This window comes from Flaviaestuariibacter flavus, from assembly GCF_004337505.1.
Classification (GTDB): Bacteria; Bacteroidota; Bacteroidia; order Chitinophagales; family Chitinophagaceae; genus Flavisolibacter; species Flavisolibacter flavus.
Window position 1 is genome coordinate 1 of sequence record NZ_SJZI01000047.1, and the last position, 20,966, is coordinate 20,966.

General features: G+C 58.6%; 21 protein-coding genes. 9 read left to right on the forward strand and 12 right to left on the reverse strand.

Annotated features, from left to right (window positions below; genetic code table 11):
* Window positions 1–186 precede the first annotated feature (186 nt).
* A complete protein-coding gene (locus EPD60_RS13545; RefSeq protein ID WP_131448177.1) occupies window positions 187–906 on the reverse strand; it encodes a DUF4197 domain-containing protein in 720 nt (239 codons plus the stop codon).
* Window positions 907–1,007: 101 nt separating this feature from the next.
* On the opposite strand from EPD60_RS13545, the gene EPD60_RS13550 reads away from it, so the two are divergent.
* The 3 genes from EPD60_RS13550 (at window position 1,008) to EPD60_RS13560 (ending at window position 4,005) form a co-directional block, all read left to right on the forward strand.
* Entirely contained in the window at window positions 1,008–1,460 is a 453-nt protein-coding gene (locus EPD60_RS13550; RefSeq protein WP_131448175.1) for a hypothetical protein, read from the forward strand.
* A gap of 94 nt (window positions 1,461–1,554) precedes the next feature.
* Complete coding sequence (lysS, locus tag EPD60_RS13555) at window positions 1,555–3,108, forward strand: lysine--tRNA ligase (RefSeq protein ID WP_131448173.1); 1,554 nt, start codon at window positions 1,555–1,557, stop codon at window positions 3,106–3,108.
* A gap of 9 nt (window positions 3,109–3,117) precedes the next feature.
* A complete protein-coding gene (locus EPD60_RS13560; RefSeq protein WP_131448171.1) occupies window positions 3,118–4,005 on the forward strand; it encodes a glycosyltransferase family protein in 888 nt (295 codons plus the stop codon).
* Window positions 4,006–4,146: 141 nt separating this feature from the next.
* On the opposite strand, the gene EPD60_RS13565 is transcribed toward EPD60_RS13560, so the two are convergent.
* From EPD60_RS13565 to EPD60_RS13595, 7 genes are all read right to left on the reverse strand, one after another.
* The gene (locus EPD60_RS13565) at window positions 4,147–4,968 is read right to left on the reverse strand and encodes an SDR family oxidoreductase (protein ID WP_131448169.1); all 822 of its coding nucleotides are present in this window, start codon (window positions 4,966–4,968) and stop codon (window positions 4,147–4,149) included.
* 227 nt (window positions 4,969–5,195) lie between these two features.
* Window positions 5,196–6,185, reverse strand: a complete 990-nt coding sequence (locus EPD60_RS13570; RefSeq protein ID WP_131448167.1) for a potassium channel beta subunit family protein — start codon at window positions 6,183–6,185, stop codon at window positions 5,196–5,198.
* A gap of 146 nt (window positions 6,186–6,331) precedes the next feature.
* Window positions 6,332–6,877, reverse strand: a complete 546-nt coding sequence (gene lptC / locus EPD60_RS13575) for an LPS export ABC transporter periplasmic protein LptC (protein ID WP_165871447.1) — start codon at window positions 6,875–6,877, stop codon at window positions 6,332–6,334.
* Window positions 6,878–7,007: 130 nt separating this feature from the next.
* Entirely contained in the window at window positions 7,008–8,426 is a 1,419-nt protein-coding gene (locus EPD60_RS13580) for a hypothetical protein (RefSeq protein WP_131448163.1), read from the reverse strand.
* Window positions 8,395–9,132, reverse strand: a complete 738-nt coding sequence (locus EPD60_RS13585) for a type III pantothenate kinase (protein ID WP_131448161.1) — start codon at window positions 9,130–9,132, stop codon at window positions 8,395–8,397. Before EPD60_RS13585 ends, EPD60_RS13580 begins: the two co-directional genes overlap by 32 nt.
* Window positions 9,133–9,370: 238 nt before the next feature.
* Window positions 9,371–10,009: an LON peptidase substrate-binding domain-containing protein gene (locus tag EPD60_RS13590; protein WP_131448160.1), complete on the reverse strand. Its 639-nt coding sequence runs from the start codon at window positions 10,007–10,009 to the stop codon at window positions 9,371–9,373.
* A 332-nt stretch (window positions 10,010–10,341) separates the two neighbouring features.
* The gene (locus EPD60_RS13595) at window positions 10,342–12,093 is read right to left on the reverse strand and encodes an ABC transporter ATP-binding protein (protein ID WP_131450071.1); all 1,752 of its coding nucleotides are present in this window, start codon (window positions 12,091–12,093) and stop codon (window positions 10,342–10,344) included.
* Window positions 12,094–12,176: 83 nt separating this feature from the next.
* Between EPD60_RS13595 and EPD60_RS13600 the strand changes: the two genes are divergently transcribed.
* A complete protein-coding gene (locus tag EPD60_RS13600) occupies window positions 12,177–12,467 on the forward strand; it encodes a YciI family protein (RefSeq protein WP_131450072.1) in 291 nt (96 codons plus the stop codon).
* 32 nt (window positions 12,468–12,499) lie between these two features.
* On the opposite strand, the gene EPD60_RS13605 is transcribed toward EPD60_RS13600, so the two are convergent.
* Window positions 12,500–13,561 carry an endonuclease/exonuclease/phosphatase family protein gene (locus EPD60_RS13605; RefSeq protein WP_207896658.1) on the reverse strand — a complete coding sequence of 354 codons (1,062 nt, stop codon included), beginning with the start codon at window positions 13,559–13,561 and terminating at the stop codon, window positions 12,500–12,502.
* 66 nt (window positions 13,562–13,627) lie between these two features.
* Here EPD60_RS13605 and EPD60_RS13610 point away from each other — a divergent pair, with 66 nt between their 5' ends.
* Entirely contained in the window at window positions 13,628–14,515 is an 888-nt protein-coding gene (locus EPD60_RS13610) for a M48 family metallopeptidase (RefSeq protein WP_165871546.1), read from the forward strand.
* 71 nt (window positions 14,516–14,586) lie between these two features.
* A complete protein-coding gene (locus EPD60_RS13615; protein WP_131450074.1) occupies window positions 14,587–14,835 on the forward strand; it encodes a hypothetical protein in 249 nt (82 codons plus the stop codon).
* Here EPD60_RS13615 and EPD60_RS13620 read toward each other — a convergent pair.
* Complete coding sequence (locus tag EPD60_RS13620; RefSeq protein ID WP_131450075.1) at window positions 14,826–15,776, reverse strand: glycosyltransferase; 951 nt, start codon at window positions 15,774–15,776, stop codon at window positions 14,826–14,828. The two genes, EPD60_RS13615 and EPD60_RS13620, sit on opposite strands and share 10 nt — an antisense overlap.
* 87 nt (window positions 15,777–15,863) lie before the next feature.
* Here EPD60_RS13620 and EPD60_RS13625 point away from each other — a divergent pair, with 87 nt between their 5' ends.
* Genes EPD60_RS13625 through EPD60_RS13635 form a run of 3 tightly spaced genes read left to right on the forward strand, consistent with a single transcriptional unit; the run spans window position 15,864 to window position 18,783 of the window.
* On the forward strand, window positions 15,864–16,847 hold the full coding sequence (locus EPD60_RS13625) for a glycosyltransferase family 2 protein (RefSeq protein WP_131450076.1): 984 nt from the start codon (window positions 15,864–15,866) through the stop codon (window positions 16,845–16,847).
* Entirely contained in the window at window positions 16,847–17,971 is a 1,125-nt protein-coding gene (gene glf / locus EPD60_RS13630) for a UDP-galactopyranose mutase (RefSeq protein WP_131450077.1), read from the forward strand. The genes EPD60_RS13625 and glf overlap by 1 nt, the downstream gene beginning before the upstream one ends.
* A 56-nt stretch (window positions 17,972–18,027) precedes the next feature.
* The gene (locus EPD60_RS13635) at window positions 18,028–18,783 is read left to right on the forward strand and encodes an FkbM family methyltransferase (RefSeq protein ID WP_131450078.1); all 756 of its coding nucleotides are present in this window, start codon (window positions 18,028–18,030) and stop codon (window positions 18,781–18,783) included.
* Between the two features lie 85 nt (window positions 18,784–18,868).
* Here EPD60_RS13635 and EPD60_RS13640 read toward each other — a convergent pair whose 3' ends face one another.
* Both EPD60_RS13640 and meaB read right to left on the reverse strand, forming a co-directional pair.
* Complete coding sequence (locus tag EPD60_RS13640; protein ID WP_131450079.1) at window positions 18,869–19,786, reverse strand: glycosyltransferase family 2 protein; 918 nt, start codon at window positions 19,784–19,786, stop codon at window positions 18,869–18,871.
* A 267-nt stretch (window positions 19,787–20,053) separates the two neighbouring features.
* Window positions 20,054–20,965 carry a methylmalonyl Co-A mutase-associated GTPase MeaB gene (gene meaB, locus EPD60_RS13645; protein ID WP_131450080.1) on the reverse strand — a complete coding sequence of 304 codons (912 nt, stop codon included), beginning with the start codon at window positions 20,963–20,965 and terminating at the stop codon, window positions 20,054–20,056.
* Window position 20,966: the final 1 nt, after the last annotated feature.

Here is a 20,966-nt window from a genome sequence, read left to right on the forward strand (position 1 = left end):
GGGCTCGGGCGCCTGCAGCCCGAGCCCGGCTACCGGTGGCAGGGCGGCAAGGTCGATGGGCGGGTTGGTAAAGGTCATGCCTAAAATTAGGAAGGCAGGACGATAAGAAGGGCTTTAAGGTTCCGGGGTTCTAAGGTTCTGCGGTTCCGTGTTCCTGATTCCCTGTTCCGTGTTCATTATATCGGCTTAGCCGCGGTTATTGGCGGCAGCCCCAAACACCCGCTTCAGCACATCCGTCGTACGGGCGGCGGCGTTGGCGCGGATATTGGCTTCTTCCTGTGCCACCTGGTCAAAGAGTGCGTCGACGGCCTTGCCGGCTACATAGGAAACGAGGTCGGGGTTGAGCTTCTGCTGCGTGGTGGGAAAGCCGTTGTAGATGCCGATCACCTCGTCGTAATATTTCGTGGCGTTCACCTGGTCGAGGGTGCTGCGGATGATGGGCGTAAAGGCCGTGATGAGTGCGGCGGTGGTTTTGTCCCGGAAATACTGCGTAGCGGAATTGCGGCCGCCGCGCACGATGTTGAGGGCATCGGTGATGGTCATCTGGCGAAGCGCGTCCACAAAGATGGGACGGGCCTGCACTACGGCCTGTTCGGCGGCGCGGTTCACCTGCAGGATGGCCCGGTCGACCATCGAGCCCATCCCCAGGTCGCGGAGCGTTGTTTCAATACGCTGGGCGCCCGGCGGCATCAGGATCTTGTACGCGGCATTGCCGAAGAAGCCATCGCGCGCATTGAGCGTGCTGATGCCGCGGCTTACGCCCTGGTCGAGGGCCTGGCGGATGCCTTCGGCGGCTTCCGCCTCGGTAATGGGGGCATAGGTGCCCGCGCCGGGCAGGTTCTTAATGGTGTCGCAGGAGGTGAACGGCAGTGCAGCAAGACTGAGCAGCAAAATATATCGATACATGGGGCTCTATTTTGACGGCGTACTTTCAAAAAGAAGGCCACAGTCGCGTTTGCGGTTGCGCAACACATTTAATTACCTGTAGTATCTTGGCGCTCATGCGTATGTGCAAGGCATTTGTCACCCTGCTGTTCCCGCTGCTGCCTGCTACCGGCGCTTTTGCCCAAAGGCGGCCGGAGCCGCCCGGTGTGACCGAGCCGTATTCGCCCGACTGGTACCTCCGTAAGTCGCGGCGCCAGAAGGTGGTTGCCCTGAGCTCCCTCGGCAGCGGGCTCACGCTCTCGCTCATCGGCGTGTTCATGCTCAAGCCCGATTACCGCGACATCTACCAGGTGGAGACCGAAGCGCAGCGGATGCGCCGCAAAGCACGCGAGCGCACCGGTGTGGGGCTGACCGTCGGCGGGCTCGCACTCGTAGCCGGAAGCATTCCCCTTTTCGTGGCCAGCGGCCGCAACCGGCGCCTTGCGCGCGTGGTGCTCGCCCCTGAAGCCGCCCTGCTGCCCTATCCCGCCGCACGCCATTCCTTTGCCGCGATGCACCTTCGGATCGCGCTGTAAACTGCCTGGCGGCAAGGGTTGCATTCACGATTCATACCCCGAAGCTTCGGGAGACGATTCACGATCGTACCTTTGCCGCACTTTTTCCAGGAACATGAGCACACAACACCTTTCCGAGCAGGAGCTGATCCGCCGCGAGAAGCTGGCCGAACTCCAGCGTCTCGGCATCGAGCCTTATCCCGCAGCCCTCTATCCCGTGAGTCACTATTCGCAGGAGATCAAAGCCGTATTTAACGACGATAACAAAGACGACTTCGCCGCCGTTTGCCTCGCCGGCCGCGTAATGAGCGTGCGCGACATGGGCAAGGCTGCCTTCGCCGAGCTGCAGGACAGCCAGGGCCGCATCCAGGTGTATGTGCGCCGCGACGACATCGCCACCGACGGCGACACCATGCTGTACGACAACGTGTGGAAGAAGCTCATCGACCTCGGTGACTTCATCGGCATCAAAGGCTTTGTATTCCGCACCAAGATGGGCGAGATCTCCGTGCACGTGCAGGAGCTCACCTTCCTGGGCAAATCGCTGCGCCCGCTGCCGGTGGTGAAGGTGGCCGAAGGACAGACCTTCGACGCTGTTACCGATCCCGAATTCAAATACCGCCAGCGCTACGCCGACCTGGTGGTAAACCCGCTGGTAAAAGAAACCTTCGTGAAGCGCACGAAGATGATCAACGCCATCCGCGAGTTTCTCAACGAGCACGGCGCCCTCGAAGTGGATACGCCGGTGCTGCAGTCGATCCCCGGCGGTGCGGCGGCGCGCCCCTTCATCACGCATCACAATGCGCTCGATGTGCCTTTTTACCTGCGTATCGCCAACGAGCTTTACCTGAAGCGCCTCATCGTAGGCGGCTTCGACTGGGTATATGAGTTCAGCCGCAACTTCCGCAACGAAGGCATGGACCGCACGCACAACCCCGAGTTTACCATCCTTGAATGGTACACGGCCTATAAAGATTATTTCTGGATGATGAACGTGACCGAGCAGCTGCTCGAGCGCACCTGCATCGCCGTCAACGGAACCGATGAAAGCATCATCGGCGGCAAAACGATATCGTTCAAGGCACCCTTCAAGCGCGTACCGATCTATGAAGCCATCAAGGAGCACACCGGCTTCGATGTAAGCGAGATGGATGAGGCCGGCCTCCGCGAAGTATGCGGCAAGCTCGGACTGGAAGTGGCCCCTTCGATGGGCAAAGGCAAGCTGATCGACACCATCTTCGGCGAGCGTTGCGAGCATCATTATATCCAGCCCATCTTCATCACCGATTACCCGGTGGAGATGAGCCCGCTTACCAAGAAGCACCGCAGCAAGCCGGGCCTCGTGGAGCGATTCGAGCTGATGATCAACGGCAAGGAGATCGCCAATGCCTACTCCGAGCTCAACGATCCCATCGACCAGCGGGAGCGCTTCGAAGACCAGGTGAAGCTGATGGAGCGCGGCGACGACGAGGCGATGTTCATCGACTACGACTTCCTGCGCGCCCTCGAATACGGCATGCCGCCCACGGCGGGCATCGGCATCGGCATCGACCGCCTCTGCATGCTGCTCACCGGCAACGTATCGATCCAGGATGTGCTGCTCTTCCCGCAGATGCGCCCCGAGAAGTCGGATGACGTGCCTGCAGAAGAAAATGAAACGAACGCCTAACTGTAGTTCATGAAAGTCGTCGGCTTTTCCTTCATCCGCAACGCGGCCACGTTTCAATACCCGATCGTGGAAGCGATCCGCTCTATCCTGCCGCTCTGCGACGAGGTGGTGGTGGCCGTGGGCCGCTCTACGGATAATACCCGCGAGCTGGTGGCGGCCATCAGCCCCAAAGTGCGCATCATTGACACCGAGTGGGACGATACCCTGAAAGAAGGCGGACGCGTGCTGGCCGTGGAAACCGACAAGGCTTATGCCGCGATTCCCGCCGATGCCGACTGGTGCATCTATATCCAGGGCGACGAAGTGCTCCACGAAGATGGCTACGACAACCTGCGCGCCGCGATGACCCGCTGGCTGGATAACAAGCGTGTGGACGGGCTCCTGCTCAGGTACCGGCACTTCTTTGGTTCCTACAACTACGTGGGTGCCGAAGGTCATTGGTATCGCCACGAGATCCGCGTGCTGCGCAAGCGACCGGATTTTTATTCGTATAAAGACGCACAGGGATTTCGGAAGGGCAACAACCAGAAGCTGCGCGTGAAGCCGGTGGACGCTTATGTGCATCACTATGGCTGGGTGCAGGATCCGAAGGTGATGAAGGCCAAGTTCAATGTGAAGGACATCATCAACCACGGTGCCGAAGGCACGATCGATAATGTTTCGGATGTCGACAATGTGGTGGTGCCCGAGGGCTATGCTTTTTCGCTGGTCAACTCGCTGGCCCGCTTTGAAGGCCGTCACCCCGCCGTGATGCAGGAGCGCATTGCGAAGATGGACTGGAAGTTCGAGTGGGATATGTCGCGCAACTGGCTGCGAAAGAAAGACAAGTTCAAGAACTTCATGGAGAAGTGGACCGGCTGGCGGCCGTTTACCTACAAGAATTACAAAGTGATTTAGAAGCGGAGAGAAAGAACGCGGATTTCTTATGATTGGTTATGATGCACACGGATATTGGTACCAAAATCCGTATAGATCATAACCAATCTGCGTATTCCGCATGCGGAATCAGCGTTCCTTCTCTCCGGCTTCCTCACATGTTCAAGCGATAAACAAATCCTTCTGCAACTCGTTCTCCGGGTTCACCGCGTACTTCGAAAAGTCGGTGATGCCTTCCTGCTGCAGCACTTCTTCATCGATGAAGAAGTTGCCGGTGCATTCCTTTGAGTTTCGCGAAAGAATGGCGAAGGCCGCTTCGGCCACGATGTCGGGTGTGCGGCTGCGCTGCACGAGGTAGTCGCCGCCGAGCAGGTTCTGTACGGCTGCTGTGGCGATGGTGGTACGCGGCCAGAGGGCGTTGGCCGCAATGCCCTGCGGCTTCAGCTCCTCGGCCAGCCCGAGCGCGATCATGCTCATGCCGTATTTGCTCAGCGTATAAGCGAGGTGCGGACCAAACCAGCGCGGGTCGAGGTCGAGCGGCGGGGAGAGGTTGAGAATATGCGGGTTGCTACCTTTTTTGAGGTAAGGAATGCAGGCCTTCGATACCAGCAGCGTGCCGCGCACATTGATGCCGTGCATGAGGTCGAAGCGCTTTGCTTCGAGGGTTTCGGTGGGCACCAGGTTGATGGCGCTGGCATTGTTCACCAAAATATCGATACCGCCAAAGTGATCCGCTGCCTGCTGCACCGCCGCATTGATCTGGTCTTCGAAGCGGATATCGGCCTGCAGGGCAAGTGCCTTGCCGCCCGCAGCCGCTATCTCCGCCGCCGCGGTATGGATGGTGCCTTCCAGCTTCGGGTGTGCTTCGGCTGTCTTCGCGGCGATGGCTACGTTGGCTCCTTCGCGGGCGAGGCGCAGGGCAATGGCCTTGCCGATGCCGCGCGATCCGCCGGTGATGAATACCGTTTTGTTTTGGAAAGTCATGAGAGAAAGGTAAAGAAGAGTTTTTCACCGCAAAGAGAAAAAGCAAAGAAGTTGATACGCTAAGAAAGGTTCTGAGGTTCTATGGTTCTGAGGTTTTGAGGTTGGTTAGATAACAGCAGTCAAATAAAAGGTCCCGCTTGCGGGGACCTTTTCAATCGTATTCCTTAGCGAATCGCTTATTCAACTTCTTTTCTTAGCGGTTCCGAACCTTCTTTCCCTTTTCCGCCTTAGAAATCCGGCAGCTTCGGCTTCGTTTCCATGATGTCTTCGATGCGTTGGAGCACTTCAGGTGTGAGCAGCGGGAGCACTTCGAGTGCCTTTAGGTTTTCTTCCAGCTGGTTGCGTTTGGTGGCGCCGAGGATGGCGGTGGTGACGTTGGGATTCTTCAGCGTCCAGGCGATGGCGAGCGTTGATTGCTGAACGCCGAGCTCCTGCGCCAGCGTGCCGAGGCGCTTCACTTTGGCAAGCTTTTCATCGGCGATCAGCTTGTCGCGCAGCCAGTCGAAACCTTCGAGGGCGAGGCGGCTGTCTTCGGGAATGCCTTCGTTGTATTTGCCGGTGAGCAGCCCCGAGGCCAGCGGGCTCCAGATGGTGGTGCCCATGCCCACGGTGCGGAAGATGTTGTAATAGTCTTTCTCCACCTTTTCGCGCTCCAGCAGGTTGTACTGCGGCTGTTCCACCGAAGGCCCGATGAGTCGGTAATCGGCGGCCACGCGGTGCGCTTCCATGATCTCGGTGCCGCTCCACTCCGAGGTGCCCCAGTACAGGATCTTGCCTTGCTGGATGAGCGTGTTCATCGTCTGCACCACTTCCTCGATGGGTACGTTTTTGTCGGGGCGATGGCAGAAGTACAGGTCGAGGTAATCCATTTGAAGGCGCTGCAATGCTTCATGGCAGGCTTCGGTAAGGTGCTTGCGCGAAAGGCCATGCTGGTTGGGTTTGTTTTCTTTTCCGCGCCAGCCGAAGAAAGCCTTGGAAGAAACGGTGTAGGAGGTGCGGTCCCATCTCTTTTTCTGCAGTACGCGTCCCATCAGTTTTTCGCTTTCTCCTCCCGCATATACTTCGGCGTTATCAAAAAAGTTGACGCCGGCATCATAAGCGAGGCCCATCAGCTCGTCGGCGAGGCTGTCGTCTACCTGCTTGTGAAAGGTGACCCAGCTGCCGTAGGACAGCGCGCTCAGCTGCAGGCCCGTGCGGCCCATTCTGCGGTATTCCATGAAAAAGGTTTTAGGGTTCTGAGGTTTTGAGGTTCTGGAGTTGTGCAACCGTAGATCGGTTGGCGCGGTTCAAAAATAGGAATGGGCCACGCGGGTTGAACCAATCTTAAAACCTCAGAGCCTCAAAACCACGGCACCCTGCTCGTTTATTCCGGCAGCACATCGGTGCCGACAAGCACCGTCCCGGTAGGGTATTTAATGAGTACGTCGGTGAGGTCCTGCTTTGCCACCATGCCCCGGCCGCCGCGGATGCGCTTGTCGCGCTGGGTAATGCGCACGGTGGAGTCGGTATAAAAGATGGCCGCGTTCTGGTCCCACCACATTTCGGAGGTGCGCAGCGTGTCGCCGTTGACGTTGATCACCTGCACCGAATCGCGGAGCAACACCTTGCTGCGGTTCTCGATATAGCGCGCATAGCGGGCATCGAGATAGCTTTCGACCCTGCCCAGCGAGTCGTAGAAGTCGACATGCATCTTTTTCGGGAACTCGATCACGGTGGAGTCGCCCAGGTAACGCAGCATCAGCGGCGCTTTGAGGATTGCTTTGAGGTTGCCGCTCTGGCTGAACAGGGTGGTCACCTCCTTTGCCTCTTCCACCATCTGCACCGTTTTGTTAAGGTCGTTGATGCGCGCCATGTCGTTCTCGCAGGCGGCAAGCAGGAGTGTGGCTGATATGAGGATCGCGATACGCAAAGCAGTGGTGCAAAGATGCGGTAAAGACGCGGAGCGTAGGTACGCAGATTTCATAAGATCTGTTATGATTTGCGCAGCCGGCCCGTCGTTCTCCGGCAAAAAAAAGCGCCCCTTGCGGAGCGCTTCTTCATTAATCGTATTTCCGTTTCAGGAACCAGGCGTCACTGAGGTTAAGCCCGATGGAGACGCGGAAATTATTTTCTTTCAGGAGGTTGTTGTTGTTGCCGCGGTTCAGGTATTCGAGCGCGAAGTTGAGCATCGTTTGCTGGTTGCGCGCCATGTTGTTGCGGTGGCCGAGCGGCAGGCCGATGCCGGCGGTTGCGCTCCAGAAGGGCAGGCGACCGGAGGCGGTAACATAGTCCTTGCCGATGGCGAAGCCAGCGCGGTAAGCGGTGCGGCCAAACAACGAGCGGCTCAGCGGGGCCGGGAGCAGCTGCCCGCCAACACGAATGATGGTATTGCTTTGTACCGCGTCGGTTTGACCATAGAAGCGGTATTCGTCCCAGTTGCTGTGAACTACATCAACACCGCCCTGCCAGAAGCCACCGCCCTTGATGCCGCCGCCGGCAACGAAGCCAACGGTGTAAGAAGAGGGATAAATGATCTCACCTTTGTTGTCCTTGGTCTTGAACACGGAGTCGGTCAGATTCGTCGGGTCGATGGTGAAGGTGCCTACCGTGCGGTCCTGCGATGCGGTCATCTTATGCCGGATGTTGCCGCTGGCGCCGAAGCGGATATACTGATCTTTTGCTTTGTTGAGCGAAACGAGGTACTGTGCGCCGGCGTTGAAGAACAATTTTCCGTAGGAGGTCTGCTCGCGGTAGACGCCGTGGTAATACAGAACGGTGTCGTTCTCGAAATCGCGGATGGTGGAGATGTCGCGGTTGCCGAACAGGTAGCCGAAGTTGACACCCAGGCTCAGGTTGCCGATCGCTACGCCGGTGCCGACGGAGGCAAGGTAGCTGCCGCCCGAGCCCTGGTATTCGGTGAATACCGAGTCGATGCCCGGAAGCCGGCGACTGTCCTGGATCTGGTAGCCGATGCGGCTGAGCGGACGCAGTCCGAACACCATGCCCCAGCCCTTTTTGATGGGAATACCCACCTGGATATACGAAATGTTGATCTCGGAAGATGTGAACTTGTCGGTAACGCCCGGCGCGCGCAGGGTGCGGTTGTCGATGGCCACGCCTACGTCAAAAAGCACACGGCCGAAGCCGGCCTTGGCCTTCTTCTGGCCGGAGGTGCGCTGCGGCGGCGCCAGGAAGGTGCTGTAAGAAGCCGGGTTGCTGAAGTTGATGTGGCTGTAGAAATTGCGGTTGAACTGCCCCGTGGGATCCACGTTGTCGGCATCGCCGGCGGAAATGCCGCCCATGCCGCGGTTGATGACATGGGTGTTCGACATTTGGTCGCCGAGGCCGTAGCGCGAGTAGGGCGAGTTGCCCTGGGCGCCTGCGGCTACCGAGGTAAGCGCGAGTGCGGAAGCACCCAGCAGGCGGAGCGCAGTATGTTTGGTTTTCTCAGAAGTCAGTGTTGACGCGGCTGATCGCATATAATCCTTTAAAAATAAGTTCGGGGTCTGCAAATATCCTGTTTTTTAGATGGGGGGTTAAAACGGGTCCGTCGCCCCCGGTTAAAAGGGCGTTAAAGTTCCCGAAACGCGCGGCGTAGCTGTCAATGATGCCGTCGATCTCGTGCACCATCCCCAGCACCACCCCGCTCTGCAGGTTGGTGGCGGTGTCGTAGCCAATGAGGGGCACATTCCATTCGCCTTTTACCAATGGCAGTTTGGCCGTGTATTCATGCATGGCGCGAAAGCGCATCTCCATACCCGGGGAAATAGAGCCGCCCAGAAACTCGCCCTTCGTGTTGATGAAGTTGAAGGTGATACAGGTTCCGAGCGTGATGGCGAGGTTATTCGCGCCCGGGAACAGGTCGACGGCCGCGGCGGCAACGGCCAGGCGGTCGGCGCCCATGGTTTCGGGCTTGCCTACGGGTATAGTAAAGGCAAGCCGCGAGGTATTGGACAGCTTGTGAAATCGCGTGTGCGCGCTGAGCAGGACCTCGATCTCCGGGTCGTGGTGCACCACTGATGAAAGGATGCTGCGCGCCGGCCGGTACTGTTCCAGCAGCTCACGCAGGTGCTGCAGCGCGTCCTCGCGCAGGAAGATCACTTCACGGAGGGTGTCGTTCTCGAAGCGCGCCAGCTTCAGGCGGGTATTTCCGAAATCGAGGCAGAATGTAGGGTTCCCGTTCACGGTCAGTTTTGAGTGCGGGGCAAGATACAGCTTTCAGCCCGCTACGCAGCAACCCCTGGGAAGGTCATTGCGAGGAGGCAAAGCGTGGCCAAGCCATACGAAGCAATCACCCACGGCAGGCACCGCCTCGGGTAGCGCAAATAAACGCAGGGCCGGCCGCAGGGGATTGCTTCAGCACTACACTTCGTTCCGTGCCGCGCAATGACGGCCTTGCTGATGACGGCTTCTTTGTCCCTGCTCATTTCAGGTTAAAACCCTCGATGTTCCGGAAGTGCCCGTTCATTTTGATTTTTTCCTTCAGTTTCTCCATCTCTGAAATGAGCGGCACCACCCGGGTGATGTGCTGCTTCAGGAACTCAAGGCGCTGGCGCTCGTCGAGGAAATTGAGCAGGCGGTATTCTTCTTCAAGCGTGAGGCCTACGTGGTGCGCCATATCGTAGCTGCGCAGCTCGCTGTCTTCTTTCTTAAAGTCTTTCGTCACTTTGAGCATCCTGTGCAGCTCGCGCACGCCGGCAACAAGGCGGCGGATCGTTTCGGGGTTGGCATCTTCATATGTAACGGGGTAGTTGACGATGGCGCCGCTGTACAGTTTGTCGGGCACCTGCTGGATCACTTCCAGGATGCGGAAGATGCGCTGCCCTTCGGTCTTTATGTCCATTTCGCCGCCCTCGTACAATTTGCTGAGTTCGCTGATCTGCACCAGCGTGCCGAAGTCCTGCAGCTCGTTATTGATCACGGTGGGAATCCCGAAGGGACGCTTTGTTTCATAGCACTCGGCAATAAGCTGCTTGTAGCGCGGCTCGAAGATGTGCAGGTTGAGGCGCTCGCCCGGATACACCACGATGCCCAGGGGGAAGATCGGGATGAAATTCGTCATAGGCGGAATGTACTGCAAAAAAGATGCAAGCAGATTGAAGGCAGATTACATGAGTACATGAATACATGATTACATGAGGGCAGCAGGAAATCTGCCTATCTCGAATCTCGGATCTGCAAACAAATCAGACATCACACATCCGACATCAGCCATCCCTCTCCGGCTCATGTATTCATTTGCTCATGTAATCTGATTACATGAGGGCAGCAGGAAATCTGCCTATCTCGAATCTCGGATCTGCAAACAAATCAGACATCACACATCCGACATCAGCCATCCCTCTCCGGCTCATGTATTCATTTGCTCATGTAATCATGTAATCTCCCCTCTACTCACCCGCTCAGACCTTCTTCCCTTCCAACCTGCTGTATCCAGAGCGCGTAGTAAAGTTCTTTTTTCTCCAGCAGCGCCTCGTGTGTTCCCTGCTCCGCGATCTTTCCTTTTTCCAGCACATAGATGCGGTCGGCATGGCGGATGGTGGAAAGGCGATGGGCAATGGAGATCACCATCTGGCGGCGCTCGGCGGCGATGCCGGTGAGCGTGGCGGTGATCGACTCTTCGGTGAGCGAATCGAGCGCGGCCGTGGCCTCGTCGAAAATAAGCAGCTGCGGTGCGCGCAGCAGGGCGCGGGCGATGGAGAGGCGTTGCTTCTCGCCGCCCGAGAGGCGCGTGCCGCCTTCGCCAAGAACGGTATCGAGGCCCCTGGGGCCAGCCACCAGCTGCCGTGCCGCCGCACGGTCGAGTGCCGCCAGCATCTCTTCGTCGGTAGCGCCGGGCTTGATGAAGAGCAGGTTTTGCCGCACCGTGCCGGCAAAGAGCTGCGTCTCCTGCGTCACAAATCCGATCTGCCGCCGCACGCGGTTGTAGCGGATCGCGCTCACCGGCACGTCGTCGAAAAGAATGCTGCCCGAGCGCGGCGTATAGAGCCCTACGAGCAGCTTCACCAGCGTGCTTTTGCCCGAGCCGCTCGGGCCTACAAAGGCGATCGACTCGCCCTGCCGTACCGAGAACGAGAGGCCGTCCAGGGCGTTGTGCTGCGCCGTGCGGTGGCGGAACACCACGTCGCGGAATTCCAGCTTTTCGAAGGTGCCGATATCAATCGGGTCGTCGGGCCGCGTTTCCACGGGCTTCTGCATCAGCGTGTCGAAGTTGTGCAGCGAAGCCTCCGCTTCACGATAGGCCAGGATGATGGTGCCGAGGTCCTGTATCGGAACAAAGATGTAGTTGAGAATGATCTGCATCGAGATGAGCTCGCCCGCGCTGAGCACCTTGCGGAAGATGAGCCACAGCAGGATGAAAAGGATCGACTGCTTGAGCAGGTTGAGCGTGATGCCCTGCAGGAAGCCGAGGGTCCGCACGCGCTTTACCTTTTGCATTTCCAGCTCGAAGATCTGGCGGGTGAAGGTCTTGAGGCGGCGCACCTCGGGATAGGTGAGGCCGAGGCTTTTGACGAGCTCAATGTTGCGGAGCGATTCGGTGATATGCCCCGAAAGCACCGCATTCTCCCGGTTGATCCGCCGCTGCACCGTTTTGATCTTTTTGGAAAGCATTCCTGTGAGCCCGCCCAGCAGCAGCACGCCTACCAGGAACACCGGCACGAGCGCCCAGCTTTTCGTAATCGCGTAAAATATCAGGAAGCCCACACCAACGAGGGTGGAGAACAGCAGGTTGACGGCCTGGGTGAGAAACTGCTCGGTATCGCGCCGCGTTTTCTGCAGCACGGTGAGCGCCTCGCCGCTGCGCTGCTCTTCATACTCCTCGAAGGAGAGCCGCAGGGTTTGCTTGAGACCATCGTCGAACACGGACTGGCCGAAGCGTTGCACCAGCAGGCGGAGGACATACTCCTGGAGGGAGCGCGCCGCGCGCGCCGCCACCGCCACGCCGATAGCAAGCGCCAGCAGTCCAAGCGCGCCGCGCACAAGCTCGTCTTCGCTGCGCGTGCCGGGATGCAGCGCATACCGGTCGAGGATGCGGCCGAAGATGACCGGATCGAGAAAGGTGAGTGCCTGCGCCACAGCCGCGAGGGCCATCGACAGCAGCACGAGGCCTTTGTAGGGACGCAGGTATTTCCAGAAAAGTTTCATGAAGCGACAGGGTCTGTCTTTCTCTTCAAAAAATAACGCCACGCCCGCGCGGCGCTTACCTTAGTAACACCGAATCTTTTTTTATGTTCCTGATCTCCCTCACCTACCGCGTGGCACCCGAAGAAGTAGACCGGCACCTGGAGGCGCATGCGGCCTTCCTCGACCGCCATTACGCAGCGGGCCACTTCGTTTTTTCGGGACCCAAGGTGCCGCGCACGGGCGGCGTCATCCTGGCGCACGGGCTTTCTCACGAGGCGGTGATGCAGCTCATTTCCGAAGACCCGTTTTACCTGAATTCCATTGCGAATTACCACGTGCAGGAGCTTCAGCCCACAAAATGGGATCCGCGCTTTGCGCCTTTTGCCGGAGGTTGACCTCCCATTTATTCTCCTATTCGGCCACCGGCTTACGGTTGCTGGTCTCCTCCTTGCCTTCTTCGATCATTTCTTCCACTTCCGCTTCGGCGCCGGCCTCCAGCTGCTCCACCCGCGCCTCCTGCCGCCCGTCGGCCGGGTTGATATAAAAAATGGCAATACAGCGGGAGGTGATCGGAGCCGATGGGCCGCAGGGTACAGAACTCCTCCACAAAGACTTCGGGTGAATGAAAAAAGAGGTCGATGGGAAAGCGCAGGAATTTGTATTTCGCGTGGAAGGTGGACACAAAGCCGCGCCCGATGCGGGGGTCGATGAGTCCCGACTCTTTGCGGAACAGGACCGAAGAGCGGGCCCAGGCAACGTTGTTGAAATCGCCCACCACCAGCGCATGGCCGTTGTGCTCCTTTACTTTTTTCGCCACCGACAGCAGCTCGCCGTCGCGCTCGCGCGCCGTTTCTTCTTCGGTGGGGCTCGGTGGTGCCGGGTGCACGCAAAACACCGTGAAGCGTAGTCCCGCCGGGTCTTCGAGCTCCGCCTCGATACTCGGCAGGTCGTCGGAAACGAAGTAGTGCGCCTGCAGGCGCCGCACTTTCAGCCGCGAGTAAAAATGCATCCCGTAGGTGTTCTCCATCGGGATCTTGAGCGAATGCGGGTAATCGGCGTCGAGCGGTGCCAGCGCGTCTTCCCAGGCTTTGTTCGACTCCATCGTCAGCAGGATATCAGGCTGCTTTTCCCGCACCAGGTCCAGCAGGCGGTGGTGCTCGTTGTTAAACTGGTATACGTTCACCGATAACAGCGACACATCGCCGCGGCCTTTCCGCGAGGGCGGCGGCGGCACGCGGTAAAGGCGGGTATAAGGAAAAAGCGTTACGATGTTGCCGCCCGCCAGCACGCAAAGCGCGCCCTGGAGGATCCAGAAGCGGGTGTCGTGCTCCGCCGCCACAAACCCGAGCACGATCGTCAGCAGCTGCAGCACCAGGGCCTGGATGCGCCCGAACTCCCAGATGCGGAACACCCAATGCGGGTGCGGTACCAGCGGCAGCAGGGCGGTGACCAGGAGCAGGGAGGCTAATGCGAGGTAAAGAATATCCATAGTTCGGGTGCAGAAATGCAAAGCTGTTGCCACTCCATCTGGCCCTTCATTTGCACAGCTGGGGGCATGAAAACCCTGTTTTTCACCTTGCTGCTTTCCTGCCTGCTCGCCTGCAACGGGGTAGATACCGTGCTGGGCACCGACGACAACAAAAGCCGGCAGGATGCCACTTCGTATTCCTATGCCTGCCTGGACAGCAGCGTAGCCGGGGAGCGCACCACGCAACGCATTTCCAAAGCGGCCGACCTTGTTCGCGACCTCGCGGTGCGGAAGGGAAGCATCACGGACGAGATGCAATCGGAATATGGTGCGGCTTTTCACCAGGATGTTCTTGAAACCGGGGAAATGAAGCTTGTCGGCGACAAGGCGCTCGACACCCGGCTGAACGCCATGCTCAACGAGCTGCTGCGGCAGCGCACAAAACCTTCGGGCATCAAGTACGCGGTTTACGCTGTGGAAGACACGATGGTCAACGCCTTTACCTTCGGCGGGCGCATTTATGTTACCCGCGGGATGCTGAACCAGTGTAAAGGCAATGACGCCCTGCTCTATGCCATCATCGGGCACGAGGTGGGCCACAACGAGGTGGGGCATATCCGCGCCACCATCCAGGATATGCGGCTCACCGAAAAGCTCTTTGGCGAAGGCGGCGGCACCTTTATGCAGCTGAAACAACTGCTGGCGGCCTCTTTCAACCAGAAGAACGAACTCGAGGCCGATTACTACGGCATCAACCTCACCCACCACATGGGCCTCGACCTGTGCACGGTGGTGTCTTTCTGGCGCCGGATGGCAGGTAACGAAAACCCCTATAGCCGGGTGGAGGACTTCCTGCGCACGCACCCTTTCTCGGCGGCGCGGGCCCAGTGTCTTGCCGATCATATCCAGAACAACTTCGGTGTGGCCTGCGGCACACCCCGCCCGCAGGAGCTGCACCCGCCCACCGGCAAATAGGTGCGCCGGGTCACGTTAAAATTGCCGGCAGCCGGCAATGCGAGCGGTCATCGGCTTAACTTTGCGGGGCTATGAAAAAGGCGATCCTCCGTATTTCTTTATTCGGCTTCCTGCTGGCGGCCGCGCCCGCGGCGCAGGCGCAGTGTTCGGTATGCAGCCGCACCACCGAGCAAATGGGTGAAAAGCCGGCAAAGGGCATCAACAACGGGGTGATCTATCTGATGGCGATGCCGCTTACCATCATCGGCATCATCGGCTACCGGTGGTGGCAACGCAACCGCGAAGACATCGCGGGCGGCGGTGGCGGCTATCAGTCGTAAAAAGCCCAGCGCGCGGCATACTTAAAGATGCTGGCCGCATTCATATTCTTTTTGCGGCGGCGGTAGTAGAAAAATACTTCCCAGTTTTTCAGGATGAGGCGCAGCAGCTCGATCTTACGGCCGGTAGATTTCCGGTTGGTGAGCAGATCGAGAAAGCGGGCGCCCAGTTCGCGGATCTCGGGGCGCACGTTCGGCGCGTCCTTGAAATGCTTCAGGTGACGGATCGTATCGTTGCGGTGATAGATCAGGGCTTCCCTACGGGTGGTTTCTTTGTGGCCGGAGGCATTCTTGCCGTGTATGCGGTGCAGCACCAGGGGCTCGTCTACGAACACCACGCCGCCGTTGTCGGCCGCGATGTAGGCAGTCCACCAGTCGTAGTAGATGCCCTCGCGGAAAGGCAGCACCTTGGCCAGGAAGTGGCGCTGCACGATCATGGCATGCCCGCTGACGGTGTTGGCGAAAAGCAGCTTGCGCGCGTCGTTGCCGCTGAAGAAAACATTATGGTGCGAGCGCTTCGGCACCTCGGGCACCTCGCCTTCAAAGCGCATCGAGTCGCAGTATACCAGCGGGCTTCCCGGATTCCAGGCAGCCACGCACTTCTCCAGCTTTTCCTTTATCCAGATATCGTCCTGGTCGGAAATGGCCACGGCATCGCCGGTGGCGGCCAGCAGCGCCTGCTGGAAGTTGCCGTTGAAGCCAAGACGCTGTGCGTTGCGGTGTACTTTCAGCTCGGGCCACTGTGCGGCATAGCGGTCGAGGATGTCGAGCGTGCCGTCGGTAGAGCCGTCGTCGAAGGCCAGCACCTCGTAGATCGGGTAGGTCTGGCTGCGGATCGAATCGAGCTGCGCGCCCAGGTAAGGAGCGCCGTTGTAGGTGCAGAGCACCACCGAGATACTCGGCTGCCAGGCGCGGGTGTTTGTTTGTTCAGAAGCTGCGTTCATGGAGGTAGGGAACAAAAGTATTGTTTTCAGACAACCCGCATGCGCTACTTCGCCGGCGGATGGAACCGTTTCACTTAATTTGCGCCCATGCAAGGCATCTCCGTGGTCATCCCTAATTACAACGGCGTCGGGTTGTTTCCCCACACGCTGCCCACGGTTTTCGAGGCACTGGCCGGCCTGACCCTGCCCTGGGAGCTCATTGTCGTCGACGATTGCTCCACCGACGACTCGGTGACCTGGCTGCAGGCACACTACCCGCAGATCATCCTGCTCCGCAACGCGGTCAACAGCGGCTTTTCGGTGACGGTCAACAACGGCGTACGCGCCGCGCAGTACGACCTGGTGCTGTTGCTCAACTCGGATGTAAAGCTCACACCGGGCTATTTCGCACCGCAGCTCCGCTACTTCGACGACCCGCAGACCTTTGGCGTAATGGGGCGTATTGTTGGCTGGGATGATGATATCGTGCAGGACGGTGCCAAGTATCCGTATTTCCACGGTGTCAAGATCAAGACCTCCGGCAACTACCTGCCGGAAAGCGAGGACGAACGCCGCGGCGGCCTCTTGTCGATGTACCTCTCCGGCGCCAATGCGCTGGTGCGCCGCGAACTTTATTGGAAGGTCGGCGGGCTGAATGAACTCTTTTCGCCGTTTTACGTCGAGGACTTCGAGTTGTCGCTGCGCGCCTGGCGTATGGGCTTCCTGTGCTGGTACGAGTACGACGCCGTATGCCGCCACCGCGTGTCCACCACCATCCGCACCGGCGCGCGCAAGCGCTTCGTGGAGATCGTGTACAACCGCAACAAAATGCTCCTTCATGCGCTCCACCTTCCGCGGGGTGCACGCTACGTCTATTTCCTGCAGCTGCTGCTGGAGACGCTCGCCCGTCTCCTCACCGGCCGCTGGTCTTTTGTGCAGTCGCTCGGGCAGCTGCTCGGCCGTTATGGCCGGGTGCGGCAGGCACGGGCAAAGTTTTTGCAAAATGGGAACAGCACGCGTCTCCTTTCGGTGCGCGAGGCAGCTGACCGCGTTTTGCAATTCATCAAGCACAAAAAGATCAAAAAATTCTAATGGCAGAGTACGATTATGTAGTTGTAGGAGCTGGCCTCTTTGGGGCAACCTTTGCACACCAGGCCCGCCAGGCCGGCAAGCGCTGCCTGGTGATCGACAAGCGCGAACACACCGGGGGAAATATTTATTGCAAGAACGTGGAAGGAATCAATGTGCACTATTACGGTGCGCACATCTTCCACACCAACGACAAGCCGATCTGGGACTTTGTGAATTCGTTCGTGGAATTCAACCGCTACACCAATTCACCGGTTGCCAATTACCACGGCAAGCTCTACAACCTGCCCTTCAACATGAATACCTTCTACCAGCTGTGGGGCGTCATCACACCCGAGGAAGCGCAGGCGAAGATCCACGAGCAGATCGCTTCGCTTGATATCACCGAGCCGCGCAACCTCGAAGAGCAGGCCCTGATGCTGGTGGGCACCGACATTTATGAAAAGCTGATTAAAGGCTATACCGAAAAGCAGTGGGGCCGCAGCGCCACCGAGCTTCCGGCCTTTATCATCAAGCGCCTGCCGGTGCGCTTTACGTTCGATAATAATTACTTCAACGACAAATACCAGGGCATTCCCGTCGGCGGCTACAACAAGCTCGCGGCAGGCCTCCTTGAAGGCATCGACGTGAAGCTGGATACCGATTTCTTCAAAGACCGCGACTACTTCCGCTCCATCGCCGACAAGATCGTGTATACCGGTCCGCTCGACGAATATTATGATTATCGCTTCGGTGAGCTCGAGTACCGCAGCCTGCGCTTCGAGCACCAGACGCTGGAGCAGGAGAACTTCCAGGGCAACGCGGTGATCAATTACACCGAGCGCGATATTCCTTATACCCGCATCATCGAGCACAAGCACTTCGAGTTCGGCACCCAGAAGCATACGGTGATCACATACGAATACCCCGCCACCTGGCAGCGCGGCATGGAGCCGTATTACCCGATGAACGACGACAGGAACACGCAGCGCTTCAAGCAGTATTCCGACCTGGCGGCGCAGGAGCACAACGTGATCTTCGGCGGCCGCCTTGCCGAATACCGCTATTACGATATGCACCAGGTGATCGGCTCGGCGCTGTCAAAGGCGAAGCGCGAGCTGCAGGGCACGAAGGAGCTGGCAGCCTGACGCGGTTATTCCCCGGGCCTTTCGTTTCTTTGCGGTCTACCACTCAAGTTCACAGAATGTCAGTATACCGCAAGCGCCTTCAGGCCCTCTTCGGAAAGAAGGACGGCTGGAAATTTTACCTGCACCATAAGCTGAAGAAGGATCAGCCGTTCCGCTTTCCCTTCCTTAAGCATCCGGTATATCTCCGCTATATCCTGTCGCAGTCCGATCATATCATGTTCGAGCAGATTTATTATTCGCGCGGCTATGACATCGACCTGCCGATCACACCGAAGTGGATCTTCGACATTGGTGCCAACGTGGGCCTTGCCGCCCTGTACTTTGCCAACCGCTTTCCTGATGCGAGGATCATCAGTGTGGAACCTGAAAAGGCCAACTACGAGCAGGCGGTGCTGAACACGAAGCCTTACCCCAACGTGGAGGTGCTGCACGGCGCCATCTGGCCGCGGGAAGAAACGCTTCGCCTGCTTGATAAGGGCTTTGGCGAAGCTTCCTTCATGGTGACGTCTATCGAAGGAGAGGGCTCTTATGAACTGCCCGCTTATACCATCGGGGGGCTTATGCGCCGTGCCGGCATCGACACAGTGGACCTGGTGAAGATCGATATCGAAGGCGCGGAGATGGACCTGTTTACCGAGAACTTCGAGGAGTGGCTGCCGCGCACCAAAGTGCTGCTTGTCGAAACCCACGACCGCTACCGTCCCGGCACGAGCCGCGCGGTGTTCAATGCTATCAACAAATACGATTTCGACCTCGAAGTGAAAGGCGAAAACCTGGTGTTCTACAACCGGACGCTGATCCCGAGAGGATAATTCAGGGAAAATTTTGGAACAAAAGCCTTGCATCGCGAGGCTTTTGTTGTTATTGCTTATGCGATTTCCGCGCTTTTCGTGTGGGCTACTCCGGCGACTCTCCGCGTGCAAGGATCCGTGCTTCAAACAGGTTGCTCAGAAGCGACTTGCGGCGGTAGCGGAACAACTCCTGGTGGCGGACCAGGAAGAAGAAGAGCGGCCAGGAGAAGCCTTTGCTTTTCTGTTCATAAAGGTGCAGCAACTTTGCATGGAAGGCCTGCTCTTCGCCGCCGGTGACGCGCACGATGTTCCGCATCCAGTTGAGGGCAACCTGGTAGCGGCGCCACCGCTCGGCGAGGCCGCGCCGGCGCTGCTCGGGCCTGGTGACGATATTGACCGTAACGTTCCGGTCGTGCTGCCGGTAATGCGCCAGCACCTCGTTGAGGTACACGCCTCCTTTCCGGCCGGCGGCAATGATGGCAAACCACCAGTCGTGGTAGGCATTCTCCGGAATCGGCAGCCCCGCTTCAAGCACGGCGCGCTCAATCAGCATCGTGTGCCCCGACACCATATTGTACAGCGCAAAGCTCCGCGTGTCGCTGAAGGAAACGAGGTTGCGCAGGTCGCTCAGCTTTTTGCCGAGGCTTTCACCCTGTGCATTCACCAGGAGACTATCGCTGTACACCAGCGAGTGGCCGTTGATGCCCCGGTACAGCTTTTCGATCTTATCGTGCATCCAGATATCATCCTGGTCGCAGAACGCGATGTATTCGCCGCGCGCCAGCGCCGTAGCCCGGGCGAAATTTTTCGAATAGCCCAGGTTCTCTTCATTGAAGAAGAGGCGGAAACGCCTGTCGCGTGCGTACTCTTCAAGAATGGCCCTCGTGTCGTCGGTGGAGCGGTCGTCGCATACCACGAACTCCAGGTTGGCATAGGTCTGCGCCACCAGCGAATCGAGCTGCTCGCGCAGGTAGGCGGCACCGTTGTAGGTGCACATAACAACCGAGATGAGTGGCTGGGACATGGAGCGCAAGATAAATCTCAGATCTCAGATCGCGGATCTCTGATTTGGCTGCAGCCCTGCAAAGCCGTCATTGCGAGAAGGCGAGCGGAGCAACCCAATAGTGCCGTCATTGCGAGGAGGCGACTGAAAGGAGGCGACGAAGCAATCTCCCCTTCTATGGGATAACTCCCTTGCTTCGGTTTTGAGCAGTGCCATAGCCGTGGGGATTGCTTCGCTTCACTGCGTTTCGCTCGCAATGACGGCCTTATTCCGTTCACGATTGACGATTCACGATTCACGGCTCATGATCTCCTCCACAAACCGGTACAGCTGAAACTCCTCCGGCGGCACCGCGTCGATAGCCGCCCGCAGCGATTCGTGCGAAAGGCCCTGCATGCGCTGCTGGAGAATGAGCTGCCAGGCCTTTTCGGCCAGGAGCCAGCTGCGACGCGCCGGGTAGCGATGCGATGCGCCGTGCCTGTTGATCGCATCGGCCAGCTCGCCGAGTCCTTTTCCTTCGTGGGCAACGGTAGCCAGGATGGGGATCTCTTCGCGGTGCTGCGAGAAGGCGGGCGCCAGCATCTGCCGGAGGTTCCTGATGAAGACGGCAGCGTCGGGGCGGTCGCTTTTATTAACAACAAAAATGTCTGCGATCTCCATCAGCCCAGCTTTCATGGTCTGCACCTCGTCGCCGGCCTCGGGTACCAGCACCACCACGGTGGTGTCGGCAAGCCCTGCCACTTCGATCTCGCTCTGGCCTACCCCCACCGTCTCCACCAGCACGTGATCGAAGCCGGCGGCGCGGAGCACGTCGGTGAGTTCGATGATCCGCGGGTGCAGGCCGCCCATGGAGCCCCGCGTGGCCAGCGACCGTATAAATACGGAAGGGTGCGTGTACCAGCGGCTCATCCGGATCCGGTCGCCGAGTACGGCACCGAGGTTGAAAGGAGAGGAAGGGTCCACGCAAAGCACAGCCACTTTTTTCCCTGCATCTACAAGGGCGCCGATGAGGCCATCGGTGAGCGTGCTCTTACCCGCGCCCGGCGGGCCGGTGATGCCGGTTACATGCACGCCGGCGGGCCAGCGCAGCGCCGCCAGCAGCTCGCGGTAGCCCGGAATGCCATTCTCTACGAAGGAAAGCGTGCGTGCCAGCGCGCGTTGATCACCCGATCCTAATTGTGCCAGCAGCGATTGCCACATG